Source organism: Belliella filtrata (assembly GCF_022549775.1).
Classification (GTDB): Bacteria; Bacteroidota; Bacteroidia; order Cytophagales; family Cyclobacteriaceae; genus Belliella; species Belliella filtrata.
Genome location: NZ_JAKZGP010000034.1, coordinates 29,248 through 53,023, shown reverse-complemented (window position 1 = coordinate 53,023; position 23,776 = coordinate 29,248). Strand labels below are relative to the sequence as shown.

18 protein-coding genes and 1 tRNA gene are annotated in these 23,776 nt (G+C 38.4%); 13 read left to right on the top strand and 6 right to left on the bottom strand.

The genetic code is table 11. The features are described 5' to 3' along the window. Both MM239_RS13145 and MM239_RS13140 read right to left on the bottom strand, forming a co-directional pair. Nucleotides 1-3,892: Ig-like domain-containing protein (locus MM239_RS13145; RefSeq protein WP_241348710.1), on the bottom strand; the 3,892-nt coding region annotated here is incomplete at its 3' end. Nucleotides 3,893-3,912: 20 nt separating this feature from the next. Next, nucleotides 3,913-4,437 (bottom strand): hypothetical protein, encoded by a 525-nt coding sequence (locus MM239_RS13140; protein ID WP_241348709.1) that lies wholly within the window; start codon nucleotides 4,435-4,437, stop codon nucleotides 3,913-3,915. 393 nt (nucleotides 4,438-4,830) lie between these two features. Here MM239_RS13140 and MM239_RS13135 point away from each other — a divergent pair, with 393 nt between their 5' ends. From MM239_RS13135 to MM239_RS13125, 3 genes are all read left to right on the top strand, one after another. Then, a complete protein-coding gene (locus MM239_RS13135; protein ID WP_241348708.1) occupies nucleotides 4,831-5,592 on the top strand; it encodes a UDP-2,3-diacylglucosamine diphosphatase in 762 nt (253 codons plus the stop codon). Further along, entirely contained in the window at nucleotides 5,589-6,413 is an 825-nt protein-coding gene (locus MM239_RS13130; RefSeq protein WP_241348707.1) for a hypothetical protein, read from the top strand. Before MM239_RS13135 ends, MM239_RS13130 begins: the two co-directional genes overlap by 4 nt. A 122-nt stretch (nucleotides 6,414-6,535) precedes the next feature. After that, nucleotides 6,536-6,943, top strand: coding sequence for a hypothetical protein (locus tag MM239_RS13125; RefSeq protein ID WP_241348706.1), 408 nt, complete (start codon nucleotides 6,536-6,538; stop codon nucleotides 6,941-6,943). A gap of 89 nt (nucleotides 6,944-7,032) precedes the next feature. Here MM239_RS13125 and MM239_RS13120 read toward each other — a convergent pair whose 3' ends face one another. Beyond that, a complete protein-coding gene (locus MM239_RS13120) occupies nucleotides 7,033-7,461 on the bottom strand; it encodes an FKBP-type peptidyl-prolyl cis-trans isomerase (RefSeq protein WP_241348705.1) in 429 nt (142 codons plus the stop codon). A 219-nt stretch (nucleotides 7,462-7,680) separates the two neighbouring features. Here MM239_RS13120 and MM239_RS13115 point away from each other — a divergent pair, with 219 nt between their 5' ends. Together MM239_RS13115 and MM239_RS13110 are read left to right on the top strand one after the other, a co-directional pair. Next, nucleotides 7,681-9,063 carry a sigma-54-dependent transcriptional regulator gene (locus MM239_RS13115; RefSeq protein ID WP_241348704.1) on the top strand — a complete coding sequence of 461 codons (1,383 nt, stop codon included), beginning with the start codon at nucleotides 7,681-7,683 and terminating at the stop codon, nucleotides 9,061-9,063. Continuing rightward, on the top strand, nucleotides 9,053-10,396 hold the full coding sequence (locus MM239_RS13110; RefSeq protein WP_241348703.1) for a sensor histidine kinase: 1,344 nt from the start codon (nucleotides 9,053-9,055) through the stop codon (nucleotides 10,394-10,396). The genes MM239_RS13115 and MM239_RS13110 overlap by 11 nt, the downstream gene beginning before the upstream one ends. Here the strand turns inward: MM239_RS13110 and MM239_RS13105 are convergent, their stop codons facing one another. After that, complete coding sequence (locus MM239_RS13105; RefSeq protein ID WP_241348702.1) at nucleotides 10,397-10,867, bottom strand: hypothetical protein; 471 nt, start codon at nucleotides 10,865-10,867, stop codon at nucleotides 10,397-10,399. It abuts the gene before it with no gap. A gap of 207 nt (nucleotides 10,868-11,074) precedes the next feature. Between MM239_RS13105 and MM239_RS13100 the strand changes: the two genes are divergently transcribed. The 4 genes from MM239_RS13100 (at nucleotide 11,075) to MM239_RS13085 (ending at nucleotide 16,501) form a co-directional block, all read left to right on the top strand. Further along, entirely contained in the window at nucleotides 11,075-11,938 is an 864-nt protein-coding gene (locus MM239_RS13100) for a UDP-2,3-diacylglucosamine diphosphatase (protein ID WP_241348701.1), read from the top strand. A gap of 3 nt (nucleotides 11,939-11,941) precedes the next feature. Then, nucleotides 11,942-13,030, top strand: a complete 1,089-nt coding sequence (locus tag MM239_RS13095; RefSeq protein ID WP_241348700.1) for a glycosyltransferase family protein — start codon at nucleotides 11,942-11,944, stop codon at nucleotides 13,028-13,030. A 227-nt stretch (nucleotides 13,031-13,257) separates the two neighbouring features. Continuing rightward, nucleotides 13,258-15,930: an MGH1-like glycoside hydrolase domain-containing protein gene (locus tag MM239_RS13090; protein WP_241348699.1), complete on the top strand. Its 2,673-nt coding sequence runs from the start codon at nucleotides 13,258-13,260 to the stop codon at nucleotides 15,928-15,930. Beyond that, the gene (locus tag MM239_RS13085; protein WP_241348698.1) at nucleotides 15,905-16,501 is read left to right on the top strand and encodes a ribonuclease HII; all 597 of its coding nucleotides are present in this window, start codon (nucleotides 15,905-15,907) and stop codon (nucleotides 16,499-16,501) included. The genes MM239_RS13090 and MM239_RS13085 overlap by 26 nt, the downstream gene beginning before the upstream one ends. 6 nt (nucleotides 16,502-16,507) lie before the next feature. Here MM239_RS13085 and MM239_RS13080 read toward each other — a convergent pair whose 3' ends face one another. Then, on the bottom strand, nucleotides 16,508-17,107 hold the full coding sequence (locus MM239_RS13080) for a TetR family transcriptional regulator (RefSeq protein WP_241348697.1): 600 nt from the start codon (nucleotides 17,105-17,107) through the stop codon (nucleotides 16,508-16,510). 183 nt (nucleotides 17,108-17,290) lie between these two features. On the opposite strand from MM239_RS13080, the gene MM239_RS13075 reads away from it, so the two are divergent. The 4 genes from MM239_RS13075 (at nucleotide 17,291) to MM239_RS13060 (ending at nucleotide 23,546) form a co-directional block, all read left to right on the top strand. Further along, complete coding sequence (locus MM239_RS13075; protein WP_241348696.1) at nucleotides 17,291-20,407, top strand: SusC/RagA family TonB-linked outer membrane protein; 3,117 nt, start codon at nucleotides 17,291-17,293, stop codon at nucleotides 20,405-20,407. Nucleotides 20,408-20,464: 57 nt separating this feature from the next. Further along, nucleotides 20,465-21,874 (top strand): SusD/RagB family nutrient-binding outer membrane lipoprotein, encoded by a 1,410-nt coding sequence (locus MM239_RS13070; protein WP_241348695.1) that lies wholly within the window; start codon nucleotides 20,465-20,467, stop codon nucleotides 21,872-21,874. 156 nt (nucleotides 21,875-22,030) lie between these two features. Then, nucleotides 22,031-23,281, top strand: a complete 1,251-nt coding sequence (locus MM239_RS13065; RefSeq protein WP_241348694.1) for an alkaline phosphatase family protein — start codon at nucleotides 22,031-22,033, stop codon at nucleotides 23,279-23,281. After that, on the top strand, nucleotides 23,274-23,546 hold the full coding sequence (locus MM239_RS13060) for a CBU_0592 family membrane protein (RefSeq protein ID WP_241348693.1): 273 nt from the start codon (nucleotides 23,274-23,276) through the stop codon (nucleotides 23,544-23,546). Before MM239_RS13065 ends, MM239_RS13060 begins: the two co-directional genes overlap by 8 nt. 54 nt (nucleotides 23,547-23,600) lie before the next feature. Here MM239_RS13060 and MM239_RS13055 read toward each other — a convergent pair. Beyond that, a tRNA-Leu gene (locus tag MM239_RS13055) sits at nucleotides 23,601-23,683 on the bottom strand. Nucleotides 23,684-23,776 lie beyond the last annotated feature (93 nt).

Below are 23,776 nucleotides of genomic sequence, written 5' to 3'. Positions count from 1 at the left end.
TTTCCAAAGTCACATTGCCTGTGTTCTCTACTGTGATCGTGTAAGTGATCACTTCTCCCGCTGCTGTGATCGCTGCACCATTGTCTGACTTGATGATCGTGATTGTCGCATTTCTGTCAATCTCTGTAACTGCACTTGATTTTTGCTCATCTGCCTGGTCTGTATTTACAAATGCTGTATTAACTATATCGGCTCCAGAATCAATTAATGCTTGGGTAACATCAAAAGTTGTATTGTAAACCCAAATCTCATCTGTATCGAGCAAACCATCATTATTAGTATCTCCAGAGACTAAGTCTAAAGGATTCGTATCATTTGTAAGTGGATCAGTAACTACAACACCACTCAATGGTGCACTTCCTGGGTTTGATACAGTAATGGTATATGTCAAAGTACGAGGCTGATCAATTTCAGTGAAATCAACTTCTTTGATTATTTCTACATTGCAATCATTGATAGTTAAAGTGACGGCTGTTCTTACTGGTGAACAACATCCACTTGGCGTAATTGCAGACACGTAATATGTCACACTTCCTACTTCACTCCATAAAGGTTCAACTTCTGTATTTCCATCAGCAGTGGTATACCACTTATAAATCAATCCAGCTTCTTTGATAATAGCATCATTCCCATCAAGTGTCTGAATAGGATCAGTTGCACAAACTGTAATATGATCAATTAATTCTGGGGAACTCGGGGTTGGATTGATAGTTACCACCACTGGAGCTATCACAAAACAACCTTCTGAATTTATTGCCTTTATATAATATGTTCCTGAAACATTTACTTCATTTGGATTGGCTAATTCTTGAGTAGCTGCTGCATCAGAGAAATAAGTTAGACTTGAAATACCTGAAGAGCCATTGGTAATTGCCGCATCCGTAAGATTTACTTTCCTTGGCTCACATACTGCTTCTGGGTTTGTTACCACTAAAACAGGAACTGAATTTACAGTGACACTTACTTGTACTCTTGGGCTTTCGCAGTTACTTCCAGATTCAATTTGAGAAACCCAAACAGTATAAGTTCCTGGCTGACTTAAGTCAACCATTGGAGTGACCTGAATTGCTTGACTAGAAGGATTGTTATCTTCATAGTATAATAAAGTAGCTCCTGGTGAAGCCAAAACCTCATAACCGAAAGTACCATCAGCCTGACATTCTACTGTATTTTTGACAATAGGGGCTGCTGACTTTGGAGTGACACTTATGGTTACTGGTACTCTATCTCCAAAACATCCTGAAGAAGGGCCTTCCGCTACCCAGTATGTAACCGTCCCTACACTACTTGTATTGATCAAAGGATTTGAAACAGCATTCCCTCCTACTTCTTGAGTGAAATAATAAAGCTGATAGCCTGAAGCCTGCCCATCTTCACTCAAAGCAATGTATTGAGATAAATTTCCCGCATTTTCACCTTCACAGAAAGTCAAGTCTTCTGTATTAGGAATATCAGGGTTCGTTGTTACGATCGTAACAACAATATCAAATTGAAAAATACATTCTGATGAGTTTGGTGGGATAGCATAAAACTGACCTCCATCCGCTGGGAATGAATTATTCTCATTGAATTCAGTGAAATTTATTGGATCTGGTCCATCGTAAAATCTTGTTCCTGTCGGAAAGTTACCTCTAATTTCACTTACAGGTATCCCTGCCGAAACATTACAAAAGAAAAACTCTAATAGTAAGTTCTCTCCTTGACAGTTTTGCTGAACCCACTCAACAGCATTCACAATAGGTATTCTTATCGGTGTGGTGACTGGCTCTCCATCACATGTACCATCTTCATTATACCCAGTAATTAGAGGAACTGCATTGAAAACACTTTGAGAAACAGCGCCTTTTCCTTTCAGAAACCCTTCTACTTCTACAAAAGCTTCACAGTCAGCTTGAGCTAAGACAAAACAATTTTCAGTGGCTTTGAGCGTGTAAGTAAGGCTTGCCAAAACTTCATTTGGATCTCCAGATTCTGGAAGAGGAAGGTTGTTGATTTTCCAAATGATAGAACCCGTCGAGCCCGCAGTAGGATCAAAAATCGGTGCTTCTGCATTTCCTCCTCCAAAATTTATTTGACTAATGATATCTGATAAATCTCCAGAAAAGCTTGCAGTATATGGCAAAGGAATTACAAGCTCGAAGTCTTGAACTGCCTCAGTACCTTTATTTCTTATATCAACTTTGTAAGTAAACTCCGTTCCTGGTTCTAAAGTAGGGTTAGCTCCAGGACTATTCCCGTCTATGGCTATTAATTCATTCAATCCTTCTACATCAGGGACATATGCATCTACAGCAAATGCCACCATATAAATGGTGTACAAATCTCCAGTAGTACCATATCTAAAACGTGTTGAAGTTTGTCCATTACCAATGATAGAGTTATTAGGATTTGGAACATCCCACATCGCAATATCAATACCTGTATTATTCAAAAGGTTTGGGCTACGTGGAGTTTCCACCAAATCCCCATTAGCATTTCTAACTGGGGTATAAATAGAAGAATTGAAAAAATTCCCTGTAGAATTCAATGGGTGTGTTAGTCTTTGCCAACCTGAGTTAGCAGCATTCCTGATTTCTAAAAAATCACCAGTAATCCCTCTATCACCTTCACCTGCCAAAACCCCTAACTTAATGTTTACATCACCATTCTGTACAGAGCTAAATCCAGAAATATTAAATTCACCAACTGCTTGTGCGCCAGAACCAGGAGACCTCACAAAGGAATACCCATCAAATAAGGTTATATCTCTCCATGGCATCTTGGAGTTTTCATAAACCACAACTAATCCCCAGTGACCATAATACCCAACACTCCCTCCATTACCTTCAGTAAGAGCAATATCAGCAACAGTATATTCTCCAAGACCATTTTGCTTTACATAGCTAGTGACATCCACATAAGCTGTGTACATGTCTTCATGATTCCCATTTGGATAATATATATCATTCTGATTTGCTGTGAATTCCGTATAAGTGCTAGCGCTTGGCCCTTTGAACTTTACTTTCCTTTTATCAAACTGAACTGTATTTGGGATTTGGGGTATGAAAGTACCATTGGCGTTTAGCCGTATAGTGTTTACATTAGAACCCACATCCATAGAATTGTTTGTTCTAGGATCTCTCGTCAATCTATTTACAGAAAAAGTCACCCCATCAATTTCAATACTAATAGGAGTAAAAGTTGCTGTGCTTATACTGTTGTTATTATTTGTGGTGATTTGCAAACCTTGAACAGGAATGAAATCACCTGATGTACCAACCCTATAACCAATTTGATTACTTCCAGAATTATCCCACTGAAACTGATATGAATCCCCTGTTCCCGAAAAGGTGTACCTAATATATCGATTATTACCTCCACCATGTCTAGACATTAAAACAGTATAACCATCAGTGAAATTTACAGACTGACCATCTGTCAAAGTTTGAGATTGGTTATTCACTTGTTGTGGCGAGCCATCAACAACTCCTTTGGTTACTGAAAAAGTATTTCCTAATCTAGGAGTAGCTCTACCTGACCAATACAACCCAGCATAGAGTATTTCCGAACAGCTAGGATCGGCTCCATTCTCTTCAGAGAGCACCAGGTTTGCAGAAGATGAATTAAGCGTCTGTGGCACATCATCCACGTCCACATATACCATCACATTGTTAGAGTTATTTGCTGAGCCAGTATAGTTCTGCAAGGTCAAATTGGTATTTCCAATCAGCGTATAGTCTCCCTTGATATTAAATACTCCACTTGGTGGCTGAGGGGTACCTACCCTTTTTTGAAAGGGCTTGACATTATCATTTTGCGCAATTGTAAAATTCAAACTAGCTCCAGCAAGAACAATCAAAAAGGATATTAGCGCAAACCTATACTTATGTAAAGCTTTGTATAATTTTTTCATATGCTATGGGTTTGTATGGGTTATTGAGGTTTGGATACCTGATAAAAAATAATCATATCTGTATCCGCAAAACCAGCAGACATTGACTTAACATCCTGTTGTGAAATATCCACATCGGAAATGATGTACACATACTCTAGGTTTGAAAATGAAGTCAATAATTCCTTTTGAAATTTTGTGGAAGAGAATTGAGCTTTATCTGTTATGTGAACTTGAATGAGCTTCACCGTTCTGTATGCTGAATCTGTATCAGATAGTCTACCAAAATCTGAAGCATCCACAAAGACACGCTGTGGTTTCCCCTCTTCTGGATATGAAACCTCCCCGCCTTGGATCACTATCGTAGGAGTGGCCCCATACACAAACTCGTACAACCGATCTCCTTGACCGATTTCTTCCTCAGCAAAATATTCCTGAAGACCATAAACTTGCTGTGCAAACACTTCTTCCGAAGTAATTACTGTCAGCATCATCATAAAGAAAAGTGATTTAACCAATCCTTGGCTACACTTCCCTACCCTGTAGTTTAAGATACTTTTTAGCATTTTTTAAGCAATAAAATATTGATAATCAGAAAAATAAGCGACCTCTATGTTCTAAAATATAATTAGACGCATTATTTTGTTGTAAATATACAGTAATTTGTATTTCACACCAAAACTTAAATTGATTTATTTTGTTTTAAAATACATTTTTTTTATTTTAAAATAATTTTTAATGATTTCACAATGTATTTTAAAGGTACAATTGGCAAGATTTCCTATTAAAAATAAAATCGAAAAATATTAAGGGCATACTACCCAATACTTGAATTGATCAAAGGGTTTGGAATGAACTTAAAGATTTGTATCAACTCAACATCCTATCGAATTACCAAACCTTCAAAGGGAATTTATTTGTGCTTTTACCTATCTTTGATGAGTTTTTAGGAAAAGACCATGAATATTAAACTCAATCAAAAAAAAGTTTATTTTGCATCTGATTTTCATCTTGGCGCACCAAACTTTGAACAAAGTCGACTTCGAGAGGAAAAAATCATTAAGTGGCTAGATGAAGTTTCAAATGATGCAGCTGCGATTTTTTTAGTGGGCGATATATTCGACTTTTGGTTTGAGTATGACAAAGTTATCCCTAAAGGATTTATAAAATTCATAGCTAAAATCTCTTCACTTCGAGATAGTGGTATACCTATATTTTTCTTCAGTGGTAATCACGACCTTTGGCTCAAAGATTATTTTACAAACGAATTAAAAATCCCGATATACCATCAGCCTATAGAAATTACCATAGAAGGAAAACGATTTCTAATTGGCCATGGTGACGGACTTGGCCCGGGAGATGAATTTTACAAGTTCTTGAAAAGAATATTTACCAACCCCTTTTTCAAGTGGCTTTTCAAGTGGCTTCATCCAGATATTGGAATCCGAATAGCCCATGCATGGTCAGGCAAAAGTCGCCTATCCAATATGGAAAAACAGGAAGATCAGTTCAAAGGCGAAGAGGAGTGGCTTTGGGCTTATTGCAAGCAAATAGACCAAAGCAAACACTTTAATTACTACGTATTCGGGCATAGACATTTACCACTTGATCTTCCTGTGGGAAAAAACTCACGATACATCAATCTTGGGGAATGGGTATCACAATTTACCTATGCAGTCTTTGACAGTGAAGGTATTCAATTGAAAAAATTTGAGCAATGATCAAAAGAATTCTAGTTTTCTTTATTTTTCTAGGAGCTCACTTAAGCACTATAGCTCAGGAAATTCAATGGGATGACCCGGTTAAAATATCCATTGACAGGATCACGAGAGTTTCTATTGATAATCAAGACAATATTTTTGTCGCTACAGCCGACGGTGATGTATATCAATATGCCGCTCATGGAGCATTTATCAATAATTTCTCCCCTGTTAGGCAAGGGAAAATTGACTTTATCGAAGCCGCTTGGACGGTTAACATTTTTACTTTTTCTATAGATATGCAAGAGTATCGGCTTTTTGACAGATTTCTCAACCCTCTCAGTGAAATAGCGCTACAAACAAAAGGCATTAACTTGGCGAAGGCTGCCACCATTGGCAATGGCAACATCATATGGATATATGATGAATCTGACTTTAGTTTGAAGCAATTTGACCACCGTCGAAATCAAATCACTCAACAACAACCACTGAACCTTATTTTAAGTAATTCTGAGTTGAATGTTTTGGAAATCAAAGAATATCAAAACATGGTCTTCGTAAATATCAAAAATGAAGGAATTAGCATCCTTGACAATCAAGCCAACTTGATCAAAACAATTCCTAAACCCTTTAATGCTATAAATTTTGATAAAGAAAACCTTATCGATATTCGCAACGACAGCATTGTTTACCACAATTTCATCAATGACAAAACAACTTCCTTCAATCTTCCTGAAAACATTTCAAATCACAAGATAATTTCGGGTAAAAAAAATCTGATATGCTATAATTCTGACGAAGTTTTGTTCTTTCAAAAGCCCACCTTACCAATTAATCGGTGAAAACGATTATTTTTATAAAAAATTGTTAAATCCTTATATCAATTTGCAAAAAAGTGGTTTGATTTTTGCATTTTTGCAATCCCATGATCAGACCTCTAAACCTAAAGCCAAAATTACACCACTTGACCATTGTCTTACTATTGACATTGTCACTTTCTTCTGTGGATGCTTTAGGTCAAATTTTTAAAAAAAGAACAAAAGTAGAGTCAGAGATCTCCTTCCCCTCCACGCTCAACAGAGAGATGGTCCCATTCGAACTGAAACCAGAGGGCATTAAAAAATTCACCATCGTACTCGAAAAAAAACCAGTAGTAGTTACCAAAGTGAAAGTTTTTGATACTTTGGGGAATTTGATTCATGAGGACAGGATTATGCCAGAAGATGGAAATAAAAAAACCTTTGACTTCAGCAATGTGCAAAGTCAACTTTTTGTGGTGGAAGTTGGGAATGCAAAATACAACATTACTAAAAGTATCTACGCGATCCCTCCTGGAAAAAGAAGTGGAAATCAAGTTCAAGAAATAAACTAACAAAAATCAATTCAGATTTTTAAGTATAAAAAAAGCCATTAGAGATTCTAATGGCTTTTAATGTTTATCCAATTTGGAGAAAGAACTAATTAAGCAATCTCAACCAATGTAATATCGAAAATCAAATCTTCACCTGCCAATGGATGATTAGCATCCAAAGTAATCTTTTCATCATCAACAAAAACAACTTTTACAGGCATCGGCTGTCCTTGTGGGCCTTGAAGCGTAAGATCCAAACCTACCTCTGGCTTGATGTCTGCAGGCACCTCAGCTCTTGGGATATCTACCATCATATCATCACGTTTACCACCATAAGCTTCCTCAGATGGAATGGTTACAGACTTAGCTTCACCTACTTGCATACCGTGTACAGCCGCATCGAAACCTTTGATCATGTTACCATCTCCAAGTACAAATTCAAGAGGCTCTCTGTTTTCTGAAGAATCAAAAACTACTCCACTCTTCAATTTCCCTGTATAATGTACTTTTACTGAATTTCCTTTGTTTGCTAAAGACATATTTTATTTATTATTGATTATTGATACAAAGGTAGGCAATTTTCATAGGGATAAAAACCCATAGCTTAATGCTTTCATAAAGCGTTCAAATTCGATCATATTTCGTTCGTTTTTGAACAATTCTTTTGCTAATATTGCTGTATATGCTTCACATAGTGGTCTTTTCCCTAATGGCATCATTTTGAATAGTTATCATGTAAAATCAATCTACTATCAACTATGGAAACTCCACAACTAGGAAAAATTCTTATTATAGATGACAATGAAGACTTACTTTTTGCTGCCAAAATGCACCTTAAAAAGTATGCGAAAGAGGTGACGATCGAGAAAGACCCTCGAAGAATCCCTTTTCTAGTCAACAACAACAGCTATGATGTAATCCTACTAGACATGAACTTTACCGATGACACTACATCTGGCAAAGAGGGATTCCACTGGCTGAAACAAATCAAAGAGATTGATTCAAAGGCCGTTGTGATCTTAATAACAGCATTTGGAGATGTAGAAATGGCTGTAAAAGCACTTAAAGAAGGCGCATCTGATTTCATCTTGAAACCTTGGCAAAATGAGAAATTGCTAGCCACGCTTACAGCCGCCACAAGGCTAAAAGAAAGTTATGATCAAGTAGACAAGCTGTCCAAAAAACAAAGACAGCTACAATCTGACCTTAAAAAACCCTACTCTGATATCATAGGCACCAGCGCTTCTATGAAAAACATCTTTTCTATCATCGATAAAGTAGCACAGACTGACGCCAATGTGTTGATACTAGGAGAGAATGGAACAGGAAAAGAACTCATCGCTCGCGCAATACATGACAGATCACTTCGCAAAGACGATATCTTTGTGGGGGTAGATATGGGTGCCATCACTGAGTCTTTGTTCGAGTCAGAGCTTTTTGGACATAAAAAAGGGGCTTACACGGACGCCAAAGAAGATAGGGCAGGTAGATTCGAAATAGCCGATAACGGAACACTTTTCTTGGACGAAATCGGAAACTTAAGCATGCCATTACAGTCCAAACTACTCACTGTCTTACAAAAAAGAGAGGTAACAAGAATAGGCACCAACAAAGCCATTCCGGTTGACATCAGGCTGATTTGTGCCACTAACATGCACGTACATGAGATGGTAATGGACAATACTTTTCGTCAAGATTTACTTTACAGGATCAATACAGTCGAAATATTCCTCCCACCTCTTCGTGACAGGCAAGATGACATACCTCTACTGGCAAATCATTTCTTGAAAATCTACGGGCAGAAATATAGGAAGGATTTCAAAGGATTTAAGCCAGCTGGAATGCAACTGTTACAGCAGTACCATTGGCCTGGGAATATCAGGGAGCTGCAGCATGCTATAGAAAGAGCAATCATCATGGCAGAGGGTGAGGAACTGGACAGCAGGGACTTCTTTTTCCTATCATCCAAGCCTACTAATGATAAAGTAGCAAGCCCTGCCTCCTACAACCTGGATGAAGTGGAGAAAAATGTGATTCAAAAAGCAATTGATAAGAATGGAGGGAATATTTCTAAAGCAGCTAAAGAACTTGGCTTGACTAGAGCATCACTCTATAGAAGGTTAGAAAAATATGGACTATAAAGTTGGGTTGGCTGGTAGGATTATCTTACTAGCCGTTTCCATTTTCATTTTATCATACTTTATCATCAGCAGTGCGGGTGTGTTTGCGACTTCGCTATTTATCATTTTGATCTTAGCTCAGACGATTTTCTTAATCAGCTATGCTGAAAAATCATTTAAAAAAGTACGGTTATTCTTAGACAATATCAAACAAGACAATTATAGCGCACTTTTCCCTGTCAAGTTTGACGGGACAGAAACAGACGACCTTCACATTGAATTCAATGCCATTTTGGCAAAACTGAAAGAAGACCAAGCAGAAAAAGAAGCCAATTTCCAATACTTTCGATCACTCTTCCAGCACCTCAGCATTGGACTGATCACTTTCGAAGAGGACGGGAGAATACAGCTACTCAATACCGCTGCCAAAAGAATGCTCAATATTCAGCAGATCCAGTACATTGCGGAAGTAGAGCAAGTAAACAAAGAACTTCATCAAGCTATACATGGACTGAGAACAGGAGGAAGTGAATTGATAAAAATCGCTCACCCTGATGGCATTATGCAACTTTCTGTCTATGTGATAGAACTCGTGATGAGAGATGTGAAAATCAAACTTGTCTCCCTACAAAACATCCAAAGTGAACTTGAGGAAAAAGAAATGGAAGCATGGCAAAACCTTGTCAAAGTGCTTACCCACGAAATCATGAACTCCATAGCCCCTATCTCTTCGCTAGCATCTACTATAAACTCAGAGATTGAGCATAAACTAGAGCACAATGAAAAGCCTTCTGGTCAAGATTTGGAAGATTATCAGATGGGTATCAAAACGATTGAGAAACGTAGTGAAGGATTGATCAATTTTGTATCTGACTTTAGAAGCTTGGCTCATGTTCCCAATCCTAAGTTCAGTACCATTTCTATAAAACCACTATTGCTTCAACTCAAAACCTTGATGCAGCATCAGTTCGAAAGCGAGCAAATCATGGTCAACTGTACGGTGGAACCAGAAAATCTGATTCTTTTTGGGGATCAAAACTTGATAGAGCAAGTATTGATCAACTTGATCCATAATGGGATTCATGCTATGGAAGAATGTGTCACCAAGGTATTATCTATCAAGGCATTCATAGATGAAGCAGGAAAAATCATCATTGAAGTGACTGATTCAGGAAAAGGGATTGAAGAAGAGGCATTATCAAAAATTTTCATCCCTTTTTTCACCACAAAAAAGAAAGGATCAGGTATAGGACTAAGTCTCTCTAAGCAAATCATGCGTAGGCACAAAGGCAATATTCAAGTAAAATCAGAAATAGGTAGAGGCACTACTTTCAAACTGATTTTTAATGCTTAATCAAAACCTACTCGCTTGTTTCGAATAAAAAAATTCAACTCCTCCGCAGGATGTCACTTTATCATGGACAAGGTTATTCCCCTTTGTCAACTTCAAATACTCCGTACCAACCTCACCACAGCCATTGGACAACATCAGATTCGTCTGAAAAGTAAGCTCTAACTCATACACAAACGCTTCATCTGTAGACTCTTCTACATGATAATGACCCAGTGCCTGTAATGGTTCAGGCAGTGGTGTGGATGTTCTACTGTTCCTTGTAGTAAACTTAATAAAAGTGCCATCATCATTGAATATGTATCTTTCAGAAAACCTGATTTGCTCCCCAATGAGGAGTTCATCATCCTGGGATAACCTCACCATAACTACATCCCAGTAACCCAAGACATTATAATGCGGCTCTCGATCTTCTGAATTACAAGATGAGAAAACAACAACGATCAGAACACATAACAAAACCAAGCTTTTCATAGACAGCATTTATAGGGTCAAGCTAAATACTAAAGAACCATTTTCAAAGAAACTTACCTAAAAACAATATTTAAATAAAATCATATAGGGTGTTAACTTAAAATTCACACAATAGGTTTTCGATTAGCTAAACATCTCATTTTGATAATATTCAGATCATTTTGTATTGATCTAAGGGCTATATATTGCAAGCAAAACTGATAGACCTTGAAAACACACTTCAAAACCATCGTGATCTCGGATGTACACTTAGGTACCAAAGGATCCAAAGCTAAAGAAGTAGCAAGATTTCTGAAGCAATATAGTTGCGACAACCTCATCATGAATGGCGATATAATTGATGGCTGGCAGCTAAGAAAATCTGGTTCTTGGAAAAGAAAACACACGAGATTTTTCAATCGAATGCTCAAAATGATAGAGCAAGACAACACCAAGGTATACTACCTAAGAGGAAATCATGATGATTTTTTAGATCAGATATTACCACTCGAAATCGGCAACCTTTCCATACTTGCGGATATGATTTATGAGTCTAATGGCAAGAAATACTTCATCACACATGGGGACATTTTTGACAGCATTACCACTAACCTAAGATGGATAGCTTACCTAGGAGACATGGGGTATACATTTTTGCTTTGGCTCAACCGGCTTGTCAATTACCATAGGAGAAAGAGAGGGCTTCCCTACTTTTCATTGAGTCAATACGTCAAAGGAAAAGTTAAATCCGCTGTATCCTACATAGATCAGTATGAGGAAGAACTTGCTAAAATGGCGAAAGCAAAAGGCTGTGACGGTATCATCTGTGGACATATCCACAAAGCAGAAAATAGAAACATAGATGGAATCGAATACCTCAACTCTGGAGACTGGGTAGAGACAATGTCTGCCTTAGCAGAGGACTTTGAAGGAAATTGGCAACTTATATATTACAATGAGATCGATTTCAGGCAACAAAAAGAGGAAAATAACGATTCAAATGAAATGAATACAGAACCAGAGTACAGAGAACTCAAAACGGTTGCTTTCACCAAAATCCCAGATGAACACAAACCCCCACATTTTTTATAATTCATGAAAGTAATTTTTATCGTACAGGGTGAAGGCAGAGGACACATGACTCAAGCCATTGCCTTGAAATCTATGCTTCATGAAATGGGTCACGAAGTTGTAGCTGTCTGCATTGGCAAAAGTAATAGGCGAAAAATCCCAGATTTTTTTCAAAAGAAAATAAACACAACTATTTATACATTCGAAAGCCCAAACTTTGTCACAGACCTTGACCACAAGAAAATATTGATCGGAAAAACCATTAGCCACAACCTTTTAAAATCTAAAGCATACACCGAATCACTCCAACAGCTGGATAAAATTGTCAAAAACAGCAAGCCAGACCTTATCATCAATTTTTACGACCTCCTCGCAGGAATATACAACTACCTCTTCAAACCTAAATGTCTATTTTGGGTGATTGGACATCAATATTTGATCAATCATCCTGATTTCACATTTGCACCCTCAAAAAACCTGGAGAAAACCCTTTTCATTCTGAACACAAAAATGACAGCTTTGGGTGCAGACCTACAAATTGCACTTTCATTCAAAGAGGATAATATAAATCTTAAGTCAAAAAAAGTAGAAATCATCCCTCCACTTCTGCGACCCGAGCTTTTTAGATTAGAACCCACTCAAGGAGATTTCATACTGACTTACATGGTAAATGCAGGATATGGCACCGAGGTCACTGAATTTGCAAAAAATAATCCAGCAATAAAAATTGAGGCATTCTGGGATAATCCAAATGCTGAAAAGACAACTTCACCCTTATCGAATTTGACCTTTCACCAAATCAACGATCAATTATTCCTTGAAAAAATGGCCGAATGCAAAGGTCTCATGAGCACCTCTGGTTTCGAATCTATTTGTGAAGCCATGTACTTGGGTAAGCCAGTGATGCTAGTACCAGTAGCAGGTCAATATGAACAAGCATGCAATGCCTTAGATGCAGTAGCTTCTGGTGCAGGAATCAGCCACCATGAGTTTGATTTTGGGATTTTTGATAAATTTCTAACACATCAACAGCCACAGCAGTCGCACATGAAGCAATGGGTCAATCAAATGAAAACCAAATGGGAGCATATTTTTTCTACATACACAAAATAAAACAAGACAAAACCTGAGCTTCAATTGTCAAAATGAAGAGTTTGTTTACCCAATACCATACATTTTCAAACAAAAAAAGAAGAAAATTGTAATGTATTCTTGAAAAATGCCGTTTTCAAACGATTTCGAAAAAAAACCATTGAGAATTTCTCAATCTCCTATTTAATATACTGGAGTCTTGGACAAATTATTGTAAATTTCCAGTTGAGAGTACGGAATAATTACAGATGAATATAGAAAAACAAAGGCTTACAGAAGACAAGAATAAAGAGAAACATTGGAAAAAGTGGGGTCCATACCTTACTGAAAGGCAGTGGGGAACCGTAAGGGAAGATTATAGTAGAGATGGTTCTGCATGGGACAATGTATCTCATGATGATGCCAAAAGTAAAGCTTACAGATGGGGAGAAGAAGGAATTGCCGGTATCAGTGATGATAAGCAAAAGCTTTGCTTAAGTTGGGCTTTTTGGAATGGCAAAGACTACCAGATCAAAGAAAGACTTTTTGGACTAGCTGGCAATCAAGGCAACCATGGTGAGGATGTGAAAGAGATTTACTATTACTTGGATAGTACACCTACACACAGCTACATGAAGATGCTTTACAAGTATCCTCAGCAGGCTTTCCCATACGAAAAGCTATTGAAAGAGAATCGATCAAGAACGAAAAAAGACCGTGAATTTGAGTTGATCGACACTGGCATTTTTGACAATGATGAGTATTTTGACATTTTTATAGAATATGCCAAACAAGATTTTGAAGACATTGTCGCTAAAGCAACGATACACAACAGGTCAGATCAAGAAGCTGAGATTTGTGTGATGCCAACGATTTGGTTTAGAAAGACCTGGTTTACGGGTGATGAACCATTCAAGCCAAAGCTTTCTTTGAAAAAACCCTCAAAAATCAAAGCATATACCCCAAAAAGTGGAAATTACTACTTTGACTTTGATGGTGATCCAGAAATAAAATTCTGTGACAATGAGACGAATAGAGAAAGGTTATACAACATCCCAAATGACAAGCGCTTTCTTAAAGACGCTATCAATGACTACGTAGTCCTTGGGGAAGAAAAACATTTGAATCCAGAAAACTTCGGGACTAAGGCTGCAGCTATCTACAAGTTGAAGATCCCTGCACGTGGTGAAGCAACTGTAAAGCTAAGGATGACAAACCAATTAGTCGAAGATGCAGCTCAGGAATGTGAAGAGATACTCAAAGCCAGAAAATCAGATGCGGATGATTTCTACAATGAAATTCAGCAAATGGTTCAGGAAGAAGATCTAAAAAACATTCAGCGTCAAGCTTTTGCTGGAATGATGTGGAGCAAGCAGTTTTATTATTACAATGTAGAGCGTTGGCTTGATGGCGATCAAGGACGTTATATCCCGCCTGTGGAAAGAAAAACTGGCCGAAACCACCATTGGAGACATCTCCAAAATTATGATATCATTTCCATGCCTGACAAGTGGGAATATCCTTGGTATGCTGCATGGGATCTTGCATTTCACTGTATCCCTATTGCTAGGATAGATCCTGATTTTGCAAAAGATCAGCTGATACTTTTGCTCAATGAATGGTATATGCACCCCAACGGTCAGATTCCAGCCTATGAATGGAACTTCTCCGATGTCAATCCTCCAGTACATGCTTACGCTGTAGAAAGAGTGTATCAGATTGACAAAAAAATGAATGGAGGGAAAGGAGATTATGAATTCCTTGAGAGGGCCTTGCACAAACTGATGCTTAACTTTACCTGGTGGGTCAATAGAAAAGATAATGAGGGAAAAAACCTCTTTGAAGGTGGGTTTCTGGGATTAGACAACATCTCTCTAATAGACCGTAGCCACGCGGCACTTTACAAAGGAAAGCTAGAGCAAGCAGATGCCACCTCGTGGATGGCTATGTTTTCTCTAAATCTATTACGAATCTCCCTAGATTTATGTGAGTTCAATAAAGTATACCAACATACTGCAACAAAATTCTTAGAACATTTCCTCTACATTGCTGGTGCGATGAATAACATTTCAGGCGAAAATATCAGTTTATGGGACGATGAGGACAATTTCTTCTATGATATTTTCCACGTGCAAGGTCAAGACCCTAAAGTAATGAAAGTGAGATCCATAGTTGGCATCATCCCTTTCTTTGCTGTAGAACCTATCCGTGAAGAAATGTTTGAAAACTTACCAGAATTTAAGCGGAGGATGGAGTTTTTCATGAAAGAAAAGCCCAAACTAGCTTCTTTGGTTACAAGCTGGGAGCAGCCGGGACATGATAAGCGTAGGCTTTTTGCTTTGCTTAGAGGACACCGAATGAAGAGCATCTTGCAAAAAATGTTGGATAGTAACGAGTTCTTAAGTGAATATGGCATAAGATCGCTTTCTAAATTCCATGAAAAGCATCCTTACTCAATGAAAATCAACGGGAACATTTCCACAATATCATACGTCCCTGGAGAGTCTGACACTTTGATGTTTGGTGGAAACTCCAACTGGAGAGGACCGATATGGTTTCCTATCAATCACCTAATCATCGAGTCCCTAAAGAGGTACGACTTCTATTATGGTGGTGAATTCAGTATAGAATATCCTACAGGATCGGGGAATTACCTTACGATGGACTTGATAGCTAAAGAGCTATCTTATCGTCTCATGAAGATCTTTATGAAGGACGAAAATGGCAATAGGCCTTTCAATGGTGACAACAAGAAGATGCAGGAAGACCCTCATTTCAAGGATTATATTTTATTCTACGAGTATTTTCATGGAGATAATGGCAGAGGTTTAGGAGCCTCACATCAGACTGGATGGACTGGTCTGGTAGCCGAGATGATCTACAAATATTCAAAAGACGAAAAATCAATTGCGGATCATGCTTCTCCCTTATTTAGAATCTAATCGACTAGAAGCAGGTTGTGATGAAGTTGGAAGAGGGTGCCTGTGCGGTCCAGTAGTGGCTGCTGCCGTGATACTCCCAGAAGACTATGCTGATGAGCTGATCAACGACTCTAAGAAACTTAAAAAGTCTAGTCGTGCCACATTGGTGAATGAAATCAAAACCAATGCAATTGCTTGGGCAGTAGCGGAAGCAAGCGTTGAGGAAATTGATGAAATCAATATCCTCAACGCTTCATTCTTGGCCATGAACCGAGCCGTGGTCAAACTCACCCATTCTCCCGAACACTTGCTCATAGATGGAAACAAGTTCAAAACTGAATTAGAAATTCCTTACAGCTGCATAGTCAAAGGTGATGGCAAATATGCAAGCATTGCTGCAGCGTCTATTTTAGCTAAAGTTTACAGAGATACACTTATGGAAAAATATGCCCTTCAATACCCTGGATATGGCTGGGAGAAAAATGCAGGATACCCCACAAAAGCTCACCGAGAGGGTATTCGCCAACTTGGCTTGACGCCTATTCACAGAAAGACATTCAAGCACCTACCTGATCAGTTGAGTATGTTTTGAGGCACTTTACTTTTTGAACCCTATAATTTCTAATGCTAAAGCTTCACTCATAAGAAGATGTTCCATTTGACTAGCTTCATCACTTAGCATGTTAATATAAAAATATGTACCATCTACTAATGAAAAAACATGATGCGCAGCTACTTCAGGTTCTTCACATGATATGATTCCTGAACTTAGACACTCTTGAAGCAATAAACTAAACTTAGACCTTAATGTCTGATGGATTTTGCTAAACTTATCTCTAATATCAGGCTCTCTAAATACCATTGCGTAAGCACTATAATAAACGCCATCATCAAATAATGCATCCCAATCTTTAGAAAACATACTATGAAGTAATGATTTCAGTACTTCTGACTTTGAATCATGTGCAGCATACGCTTTTTCAAAAATCTGTAAGTACAACTCCAAGCAATGATCTATCAATGCTGTAACCAATTCATCTTTGCTCTTAAAGTAGTGAATGATCAAACTTGGCTGTATTTCAAGCGACTTCGCAATTTTTGCAATTGAAGTATTTTCTAAACCCTCGCGGATTGCTGTGTTATAAAAGGCTTTAACAATCTCCCTTTTCCTTATATCACTTATACTTTCTATTCCCATAGATACAAAACTAGGATTATTTTTTTAACTGATACAATTGAACACCTGTTCAATAAATTGAATTAACAATTAATTAATTGATGAATCATTTAATTAATGATTCCTTAAAAATTTTGACCTCATAAAGTAATACCAGTAACCTTATTTTGCTAAGCATAAAATAGCAACTTAACCTAATGGCTTATGAGAGTATTCTACAAAATCATCGCATGTGCATGTCTAGTTTCATTCTGGACAATAGTAAGCATGCATGAAAGCTTTGGACAGTCCAAAGTGATCACTGGAACAGTAATCGATGAAAATAGTCAACCTATCCCTGGTGCAACTGTGCTTTTGAAAGGCACATCGACAGGAGTGGTAACAGACCTCAATGGATCCTACAGGATCTCTTACACAGGAGATCAAAATATTTTGCGGTTTACATATATTGGCTACCAAGCCATAGAGGAGTCAATCAATAATCGCTCAGTGATAGACATTTTATTGACCCCAGATGTCACGGATTTAGAAAGTGTTGTAGTCACAGCACTGGGTGTAGAGAAAAGCGTCAAATCACTCGGATATGCAGTGCAAGAAGTAGATGGAGAACGATTCACCAAAGCGAGAGAACCAAACTTGATAAACTCACTTACAGGTCAAATCGCAGGTCTTCAGATCAATAACTCAACAGCACTTTTCCAAGACCCTGTCATAAGCTTGAGAGGAGCTACCCCACTTATTGTCATTGATGGGATCCCAAGTACTGAAAATGACTTCTGGAAAATCAATGCAGATGATGTGGAGTCAATCAATGTCCTTAAAGGTGCAACAGCATCAGCCCTTTATGGTGCAATTGGAAAAAATGGAGCCCTTATGATCACCACAAAAAGAGGATCCAAAGGCACTAAAGTAGAAATCAACTCCTCCACCATGTTTCAACCAAGCTACTTGGTGATCCCAGAAGTACAGACGACTTATGGAAATGGAGACAATGGACAATATGCCTACGTAGATGGATCTGGGAGTGGTACAGAAGGTTTTGGATGGATTTGGGGACCACGATTGGATGTACCTGACCCTACCACAGCAAGCGGATTTGTAGAAAGACCTCAATACAACAGCCCTATTGATCCAGTCACCGGGGAAAGAATTCCTATTCCGTTTATTTCAAGAGGAAGGAACAATATCAAAAACTTTTTCCAAAATGGGCTGATCTCCACAAACAACATCAACGTGACCTCTGGAAATGAAATGGGAAGCTATAGGCTATCTGCATCTCACGTCTATCAAAAGGGGTTGGTTCCAAATACGGACTTGAACAACACATCCTTCAGTGTCGCTGGAGGATACAAGCTTTCTGACAAACTCACCACGGATGCATCTCTTACTTACAACAGACAGTACACAAACAATTTTCCTGAAACTCCTTATGGGCCAGAAAACTACTTGTACAACTTGGTACTTTGGACAGGAACAGATGTAGATGTTAGGAACCTTAGAGACTACTGGGTACCTGGTCAAGAAGGATTTCAACAAAAGCACTTTAACAACACCTATTATAACAATCCATATTTTCAAGCATATGAATACCTAAGGGGGTATCACAAAGACAACACATTTGGGCAGTTCAAGCTAGACTATAAAGCCAATGAAGACCTAAACTTCACTTTGAGATCTGGTATAAACATGTATGCACTTGACCGGACAGATAAAGAGCCGAAAAGTTATGTCAAGTATGGAAGGGTTTCTAGAGGGAATTTTTACATATACAACTCTGCACAGATCAACATGAACACCGACTTCATCATGAGCTACAAAAAGTCCATAGGTGAAAACTTTGTGATCAACACCAATGCTGGAGCTTCAAACAGGTTTATCAGATTCCGAAGCGAGAGCTTAAATACCGATGGTTTAGCTATTCCAAATTTCTATAACGTAGCAAACTCCGAGCAGCCACTCTCAGGATCGAATAGACTGACCAGAGAGCAGATCAATTCTGTATTCGGAACAGTAGATTTTGAATTTATGAACGCCATCTTTATGACTATAACAGGACGTAATGACTGGGTTTCTACACTACCTGTAAACAACAATTCATTCTTTTACCCTTCAGTGACATTGGCAGGAACCATATCCGATCTCATCACAATGCCAAAACCAATCGACTTCTTAAAACTAAGAACAGGCTGGTCTCGGGTATCTGATGGAAGAATTAGCTCAAATCCATATAGCCACATCCAAGCCTACACTCCTGGCATCAACTGGGGAGGAAGCCCATCCCTAGTTTTCCCTGGAGCATTAATCAATCCTGAGATCAGCCCTGAGACTTCAGACAGCTTTGAAGTAGGTCTTGACACCCGACTATTTGGAGGCAAATTAGGTATAGACTTGACGTATTTCCACATCAAAGATTTCAACAATATCATCTCAGTACCAGTATCAACAGCCTCAGGATTTACGACCAGGTTAGAAAACGGTGCTGTTTTCACTAGAAAAGGCTGGGAATTGATGCTAAACACAACTCCAATAACACGTGCTGACTTTAGCTGGAGTATTGGATTAAATTTGAGTACATACCAAAGATACCTTACAGAAAGCTTTGATGGTTCTGACAGGTTTGGGAACATCATGGTGGGAGAAAGAACAGATCAGATCTTCTCCAATAGCCAATACCAAAGAACTCCTGAAGGTAGACTTATCATTGGTCAAAACGGATTCCCTATCAGAGACCCATATCAAAGGATGATGGGACATGTAAATCCTGATTTCATACTGGGTATCCAAAACACTTTCAATTATAAAAACTTCCAATTGGGGTTTGGTTTTGACGGAAGAATTGGTGGCACTATTTATTCCTTAACAAATGAGAAAATGTGGTGGGGAGGAACTCATCCAGGTACAGTAAACCAATTCAGAGATGATGCAAACAACGGTATCAGTTCATACATAGCAAATGGTGTAGTAGTAACTGGCGGCTCGGTCAGATTTGATGATTTTGGAAATATTCTGGAAGACACCAGGACTTATGCTGAAAACGAACAAGCAATAGATTATATCGCCTGGAACAAGACAACATTAAACGCTAATTACACACATTATTTCGATGCCTCATTTATCAAATTAAGGGAAGTATCTCTCACCTATCAGGTACCAAGCATGGTATTGAACAGAACATTCTTACAAAGTGCTTCCATATCTCTTGTAGGCAGAAACTTACTCCTCTGGTCAAATGTAGAGAATATCGATCCAGATTCAGGTGTAGACAACCTTCAGACACCTTCTGTGAGAAACGTAGGATTCAATGTTAATGTGAGCTTTTAAATTTTAGAAAACATGAAAATCTATCAAAAATTACATCTTCTAATAATTTGCCTATCAATGGCAGCATGTCAATCATTTGAAGACTTGCAGTTGGATCCTAATAGGCCAGTACAAGCAGAACCAAGTCTTCTTTTGACTGCTATTGAAACCAATGCTTTCAGTTCAGTCAGTACTGGAGCAGCTTTAGCCTCTCGCCAATTGATTTTCACCAACTCAACCTCTGATAATCAATACTACGGCTGGCAGAGAGCTGGATTTGGGGATTATGATCAACTTAGACAAGTTTTGAAATTGGAGGAGGAAGCAGAAAGGACTAACAATGACAGCTATCGGGCTTTGGCTATTTTCTTCCGCTCACACTATATCCTGAAATTGACAAACACGTTTGGAGACGTACCATTCAGTAACGCTGTAAAGGGACAAGAAGGCAATTTCTTACCTAGTTATGATAGCCAAGAATCTATTTTCATACAAGTTTTGGAAGATCTAAAAATGGCCAATGCCATGCTCAGTTCAGAAAGTGGTCAAATTCTAGGTGATATCATCTTCAATGGTGATCAGATGAAATGGAAACGCCTGATCAACTCGCTTTCCTTGAGAACTCTGATCAGCTTGTCTATCAAGGAAAATAACAGCAGCCTTAACATTATAGGGAAATTTGCAGAAATATATAATGATCCCAACACCTACCCATTGATGAGAGGCAATGAAGACAATGGAGCTTTGAGATATCTTGATATCGAGGGAAACAGGTATCCCCTTTTCAATTCCAATGATTTGAGAACAGCCTACTATCTGGAAAAATCATTCGTGGATAGATTAAAAGCTAAAAATGACCCTCGTCTTTTCTCCTTCGCAAATCAAACAGCGAATGGCAGGGATCTCCCAGAAAATGATCCAAATGCTTACGAAGGTCTTGGGGGAGCAAATCCATTGGCAGAAAACACAAACCAAATTTTGGCTGGTAATGGCTCTCCCATTGACAGCAGATATCATAGTGATCCTGAAAACCAACCTTCCCTACTCATGGGCTATCCTGAGCTAGCATTCACCATTGCAGAAGCAGCTCATAGAGGATGGATCAATGCCGATGCAAGTGCTTACTACAATGAGGGCATCAGAGCCTCTATGAGCTTCAATGGTATATCAGAAACAGAGATAACAAATTACTTAAATCAATCATCTATTAGCTTCAATCAGGCAGAAGGCTTAAGGCTTATTTTAGAAGAAAAACATACGTCCTTCTTTCTAAACACCGGTTGGGAGTCATTTTACAATCAAAGAAGAACTGGGATTCCTACTTTCAGTCTATCTACACAGATTATCAATCCAGGAGGAATACCAAAAAGATGGATGTATCCACAAAACGAAATCCAGCTTAACTTAAGCAACATGAATGAAGCACTTCAGAGACAGTTCAATGGGCAGGATGACATCAACGGTGAAATGTGGTTGTTGAGACCTTAAATATGCTCAAAAATAAAAATTAAAGAATTTCACAATAATAAACCTTAATTGATTTATCAGTGTCTCCTGATTCATCCAAAAACCTGTCAGGTTCAATAATTTGATAAAAAACCTGACAGGCCTTATCTTGATGACATAAATTGAAATATTCCTAAAATGAAAAATCTACTCCTTACCCTATTGATATTTACCTGTTCCACAACGATGTTGATGGCTCAAGAACAGCCAAAGAAAGTTGTTTTCATCATCTTGGATGGAATCTCATACGATGTGATTTCTCATGTAAATACACCTCACATAGACAGGATTGCTCAAGAGGGAGGCTTTACAAAAGCATATGTAGGAGGTGAGCGTGGAGGATATTCAGAGACACCTACCATCTCAGCTGTAGGATACAACAGCCTATTGACAGGCACCTGGGTGAACAAGCACAATGTTTTCGGAAATGACATCAGAAGACCAAACTACAACTATTGGACGATCTTCAGGCTACTAAAAGAAGAAAGACCAGATGCAAAACTTGCCATTTTCTCTACTTGGCTTGATAATCGAACCAAATTACTTGGTGAAGGGCTAGAAGAAACGAATCAACTGGAACTTGACTATTCGTTTGATGGGTTTGAAATCGACACCATCGCATTTCCACATGACGCTGAAAAGCGATACATTTTCGAAATTGATGAAAAAGTATCAAAAGAAGCCGCTAGGTACATAGCCCAAGAAGGCCCTGACTTAAGCTGGGTTTACTTAGAGTATCCTGATGATATGGGGCATCGATATGGCGACAGTCCACAGCTATATCAAGCAGTGGAGGAAGCTGATAGACAGACTGGATTAATTTATGATGCTGTATTAGAAAGAATTGCTATGGGTGAGGACTGGCTGATCGTGGTCACTACAGATCATGGAAGACAACCTACCACAGGACTTCATCATGGAGGACAATCTGATAGAGAGAGAGAGATTTGGATTTCAACCAATGCAAAATCACTTAATAAACATTTTCAATCCGATTCTGTGGCGATCGTAGATATTTTACCTACGATGATTCGTCACTTAGAGATCAACCCAACCGAATCACAACTCAATGAAATGGATGGAGTAGCTTTGACAGGTGAGATTTCATTGAGACATCCAAAAGTGATCCGAAATCAAAATGACATCACTTTCCAATGGGAATTCCTTGGGCAAGATGATGAGGATATTCAAATTTGGGTTGCCATTGGAAACCAATTTCGAACGACTGGACAAAATGATAATTTCAGGCACCTTTCAACTGTTAAAGGACGATTAGGCGAATTATCCCTGCCTATTGAAGATTTTGATCAAGAGCAATTCAAAGCAATACTCATCGGAAAGCACAACAGGGTCAACAAATGGTTGGTAAAACAAAAAACAAATGACTGATGTAAAATTCTGGATGGATAGCTTAGGGTGGCTAGGAGCCTTGTGCTTTTTGATTTCTTACTTTTTATTAATTACCAAAAAATGGAAATCCAATAGTATGAGATATCACTTTGCTAACTTACTAGGTGCTATCTTGCTAGTAGTAAACACCTATTACGACGCTTCCTTTCCAAGTGTGTTTATCAACGGCGCATGGGGAATCATTGCACTATTAGGTATGAAAATGGACTGGCAAAATGCAAAACATGAATCAAGCAAGAAATAAAAATACCTTGATAAATTAAAAAAGCTCTTAACGTCATGTTAAGAGCTTTTTTTGTGCGCACGAGAAGATTCGAACTTCCACACCCGTAGGGCACCACCCCCTCAAGATGGCGTGTCTACCAATTTCACCACGTGCGCAGTAAAGGGAGAGCAAAAATAGGAAGGTTTGCACAACCCTGCAAATCATAGATGAGATTTTTCAACATCAAAAAATCGCCATCCTCATTATCA

Bases quoted from the DNA above. Each gene is read 5' to 3' on its own strand.
- MM239_RS13080 (WP_241348697.1), bottom strand. From the start codon at position 17,107: ATGGGAATAGAAAGTATAAGTGATATAAGGAAAAGGGAGATTGTTAAA.
- MM239_RS13060 (WP_241348693.1), top strand. From the start codon at position 23,274: ATGACTGATGTAAAATTCTGGATGGATAGCTTAGGGTGGCTAGGAGCC.
- MM239_RS13120 (WP_241348705.1), bottom strand. From the start codon at position 7,461: ATGTCTTTAGCAAACAAAGGAAATTCAGTAAAAGTACATTATACAGGG.
- MM239_RS13140 (WP_241348709.1), bottom strand. From the start codon at position 4,437: ATGCTAAAAAGTATCTTAAACTACAGGGTAGGGAAGTGTAGCCAAGGA.
- MM239_RS13090 (WP_241348699.1), top strand. From the start codon at position 13,258: ATGAATATAGAAAAACAAAGGCTTACAGAAGACAAGAATAAAGAGAAA.
- MM239_RS13130 (WP_241348707.1), top strand. From the start codon at position 5,589: ATGATCAAAAGAATTCTAGTTTTCTTTATTTTTCTAGGAGCTCACTTA.
- MM239_RS13115 (WP_241348704.1), top strand. From the start codon at position 7,681: ATGGAAACTCCACAACTAGGAAAAATTCTTATTATAGATGACAATGAA.
- MM239_RS13110 (WP_241348703.1), top strand. From the start codon at position 9,053: ATGGACTATAAAGTTGGGTTGGCTGGTAGGATTATCTTACTAGCCGTT.
- MM239_RS13065 (WP_241348694.1), top strand. From the start codon at position 22,031: ATGAAAAATCTACTCCTTACCCTATTGATATTTACCTGTTCCACAACG.
- MM239_RS13075 (WP_241348696.1), top strand. From the start codon at position 17,291: ATGAGAGTATTCTACAAAATCATCGCATGTGCATGTCTAGTTTCATTC.
- MM239_RS13095 (WP_241348700.1), top strand. From the start codon at position 11,942: ATGAAAGTAATTTTTATCGTACAGGGTGAAGGCAGAGGACACATGACT.
- MM239_RS13085 (WP_241348698.1), top strand. From the start codon at position 15,905: ATGCTTCTCCCTTATTTAGAATCTAATCGACTAGAAGCAGGTTGTGAT.
- MM239_RS13070 (WP_241348695.1), top strand. From the start codon at position 20,465: ATGGCAGCATGTCAATCATTTGAAGACTTGCAGTTGGATCCTAATAGG.
- MM239_RS13105 (WP_241348702.1), bottom strand. From the start codon at position 10,867: ATGAAAAGCTTGGTTTTGTTATGTGTTCTGATCGTTGTTGTTTTCTCA.
- MM239_RS13135 (WP_241348708.1), top strand. From the start codon at position 4,831: ATGAATATTAAACTCAATCAAAAAAAAGTTTATTTTGCATCTGATTTT.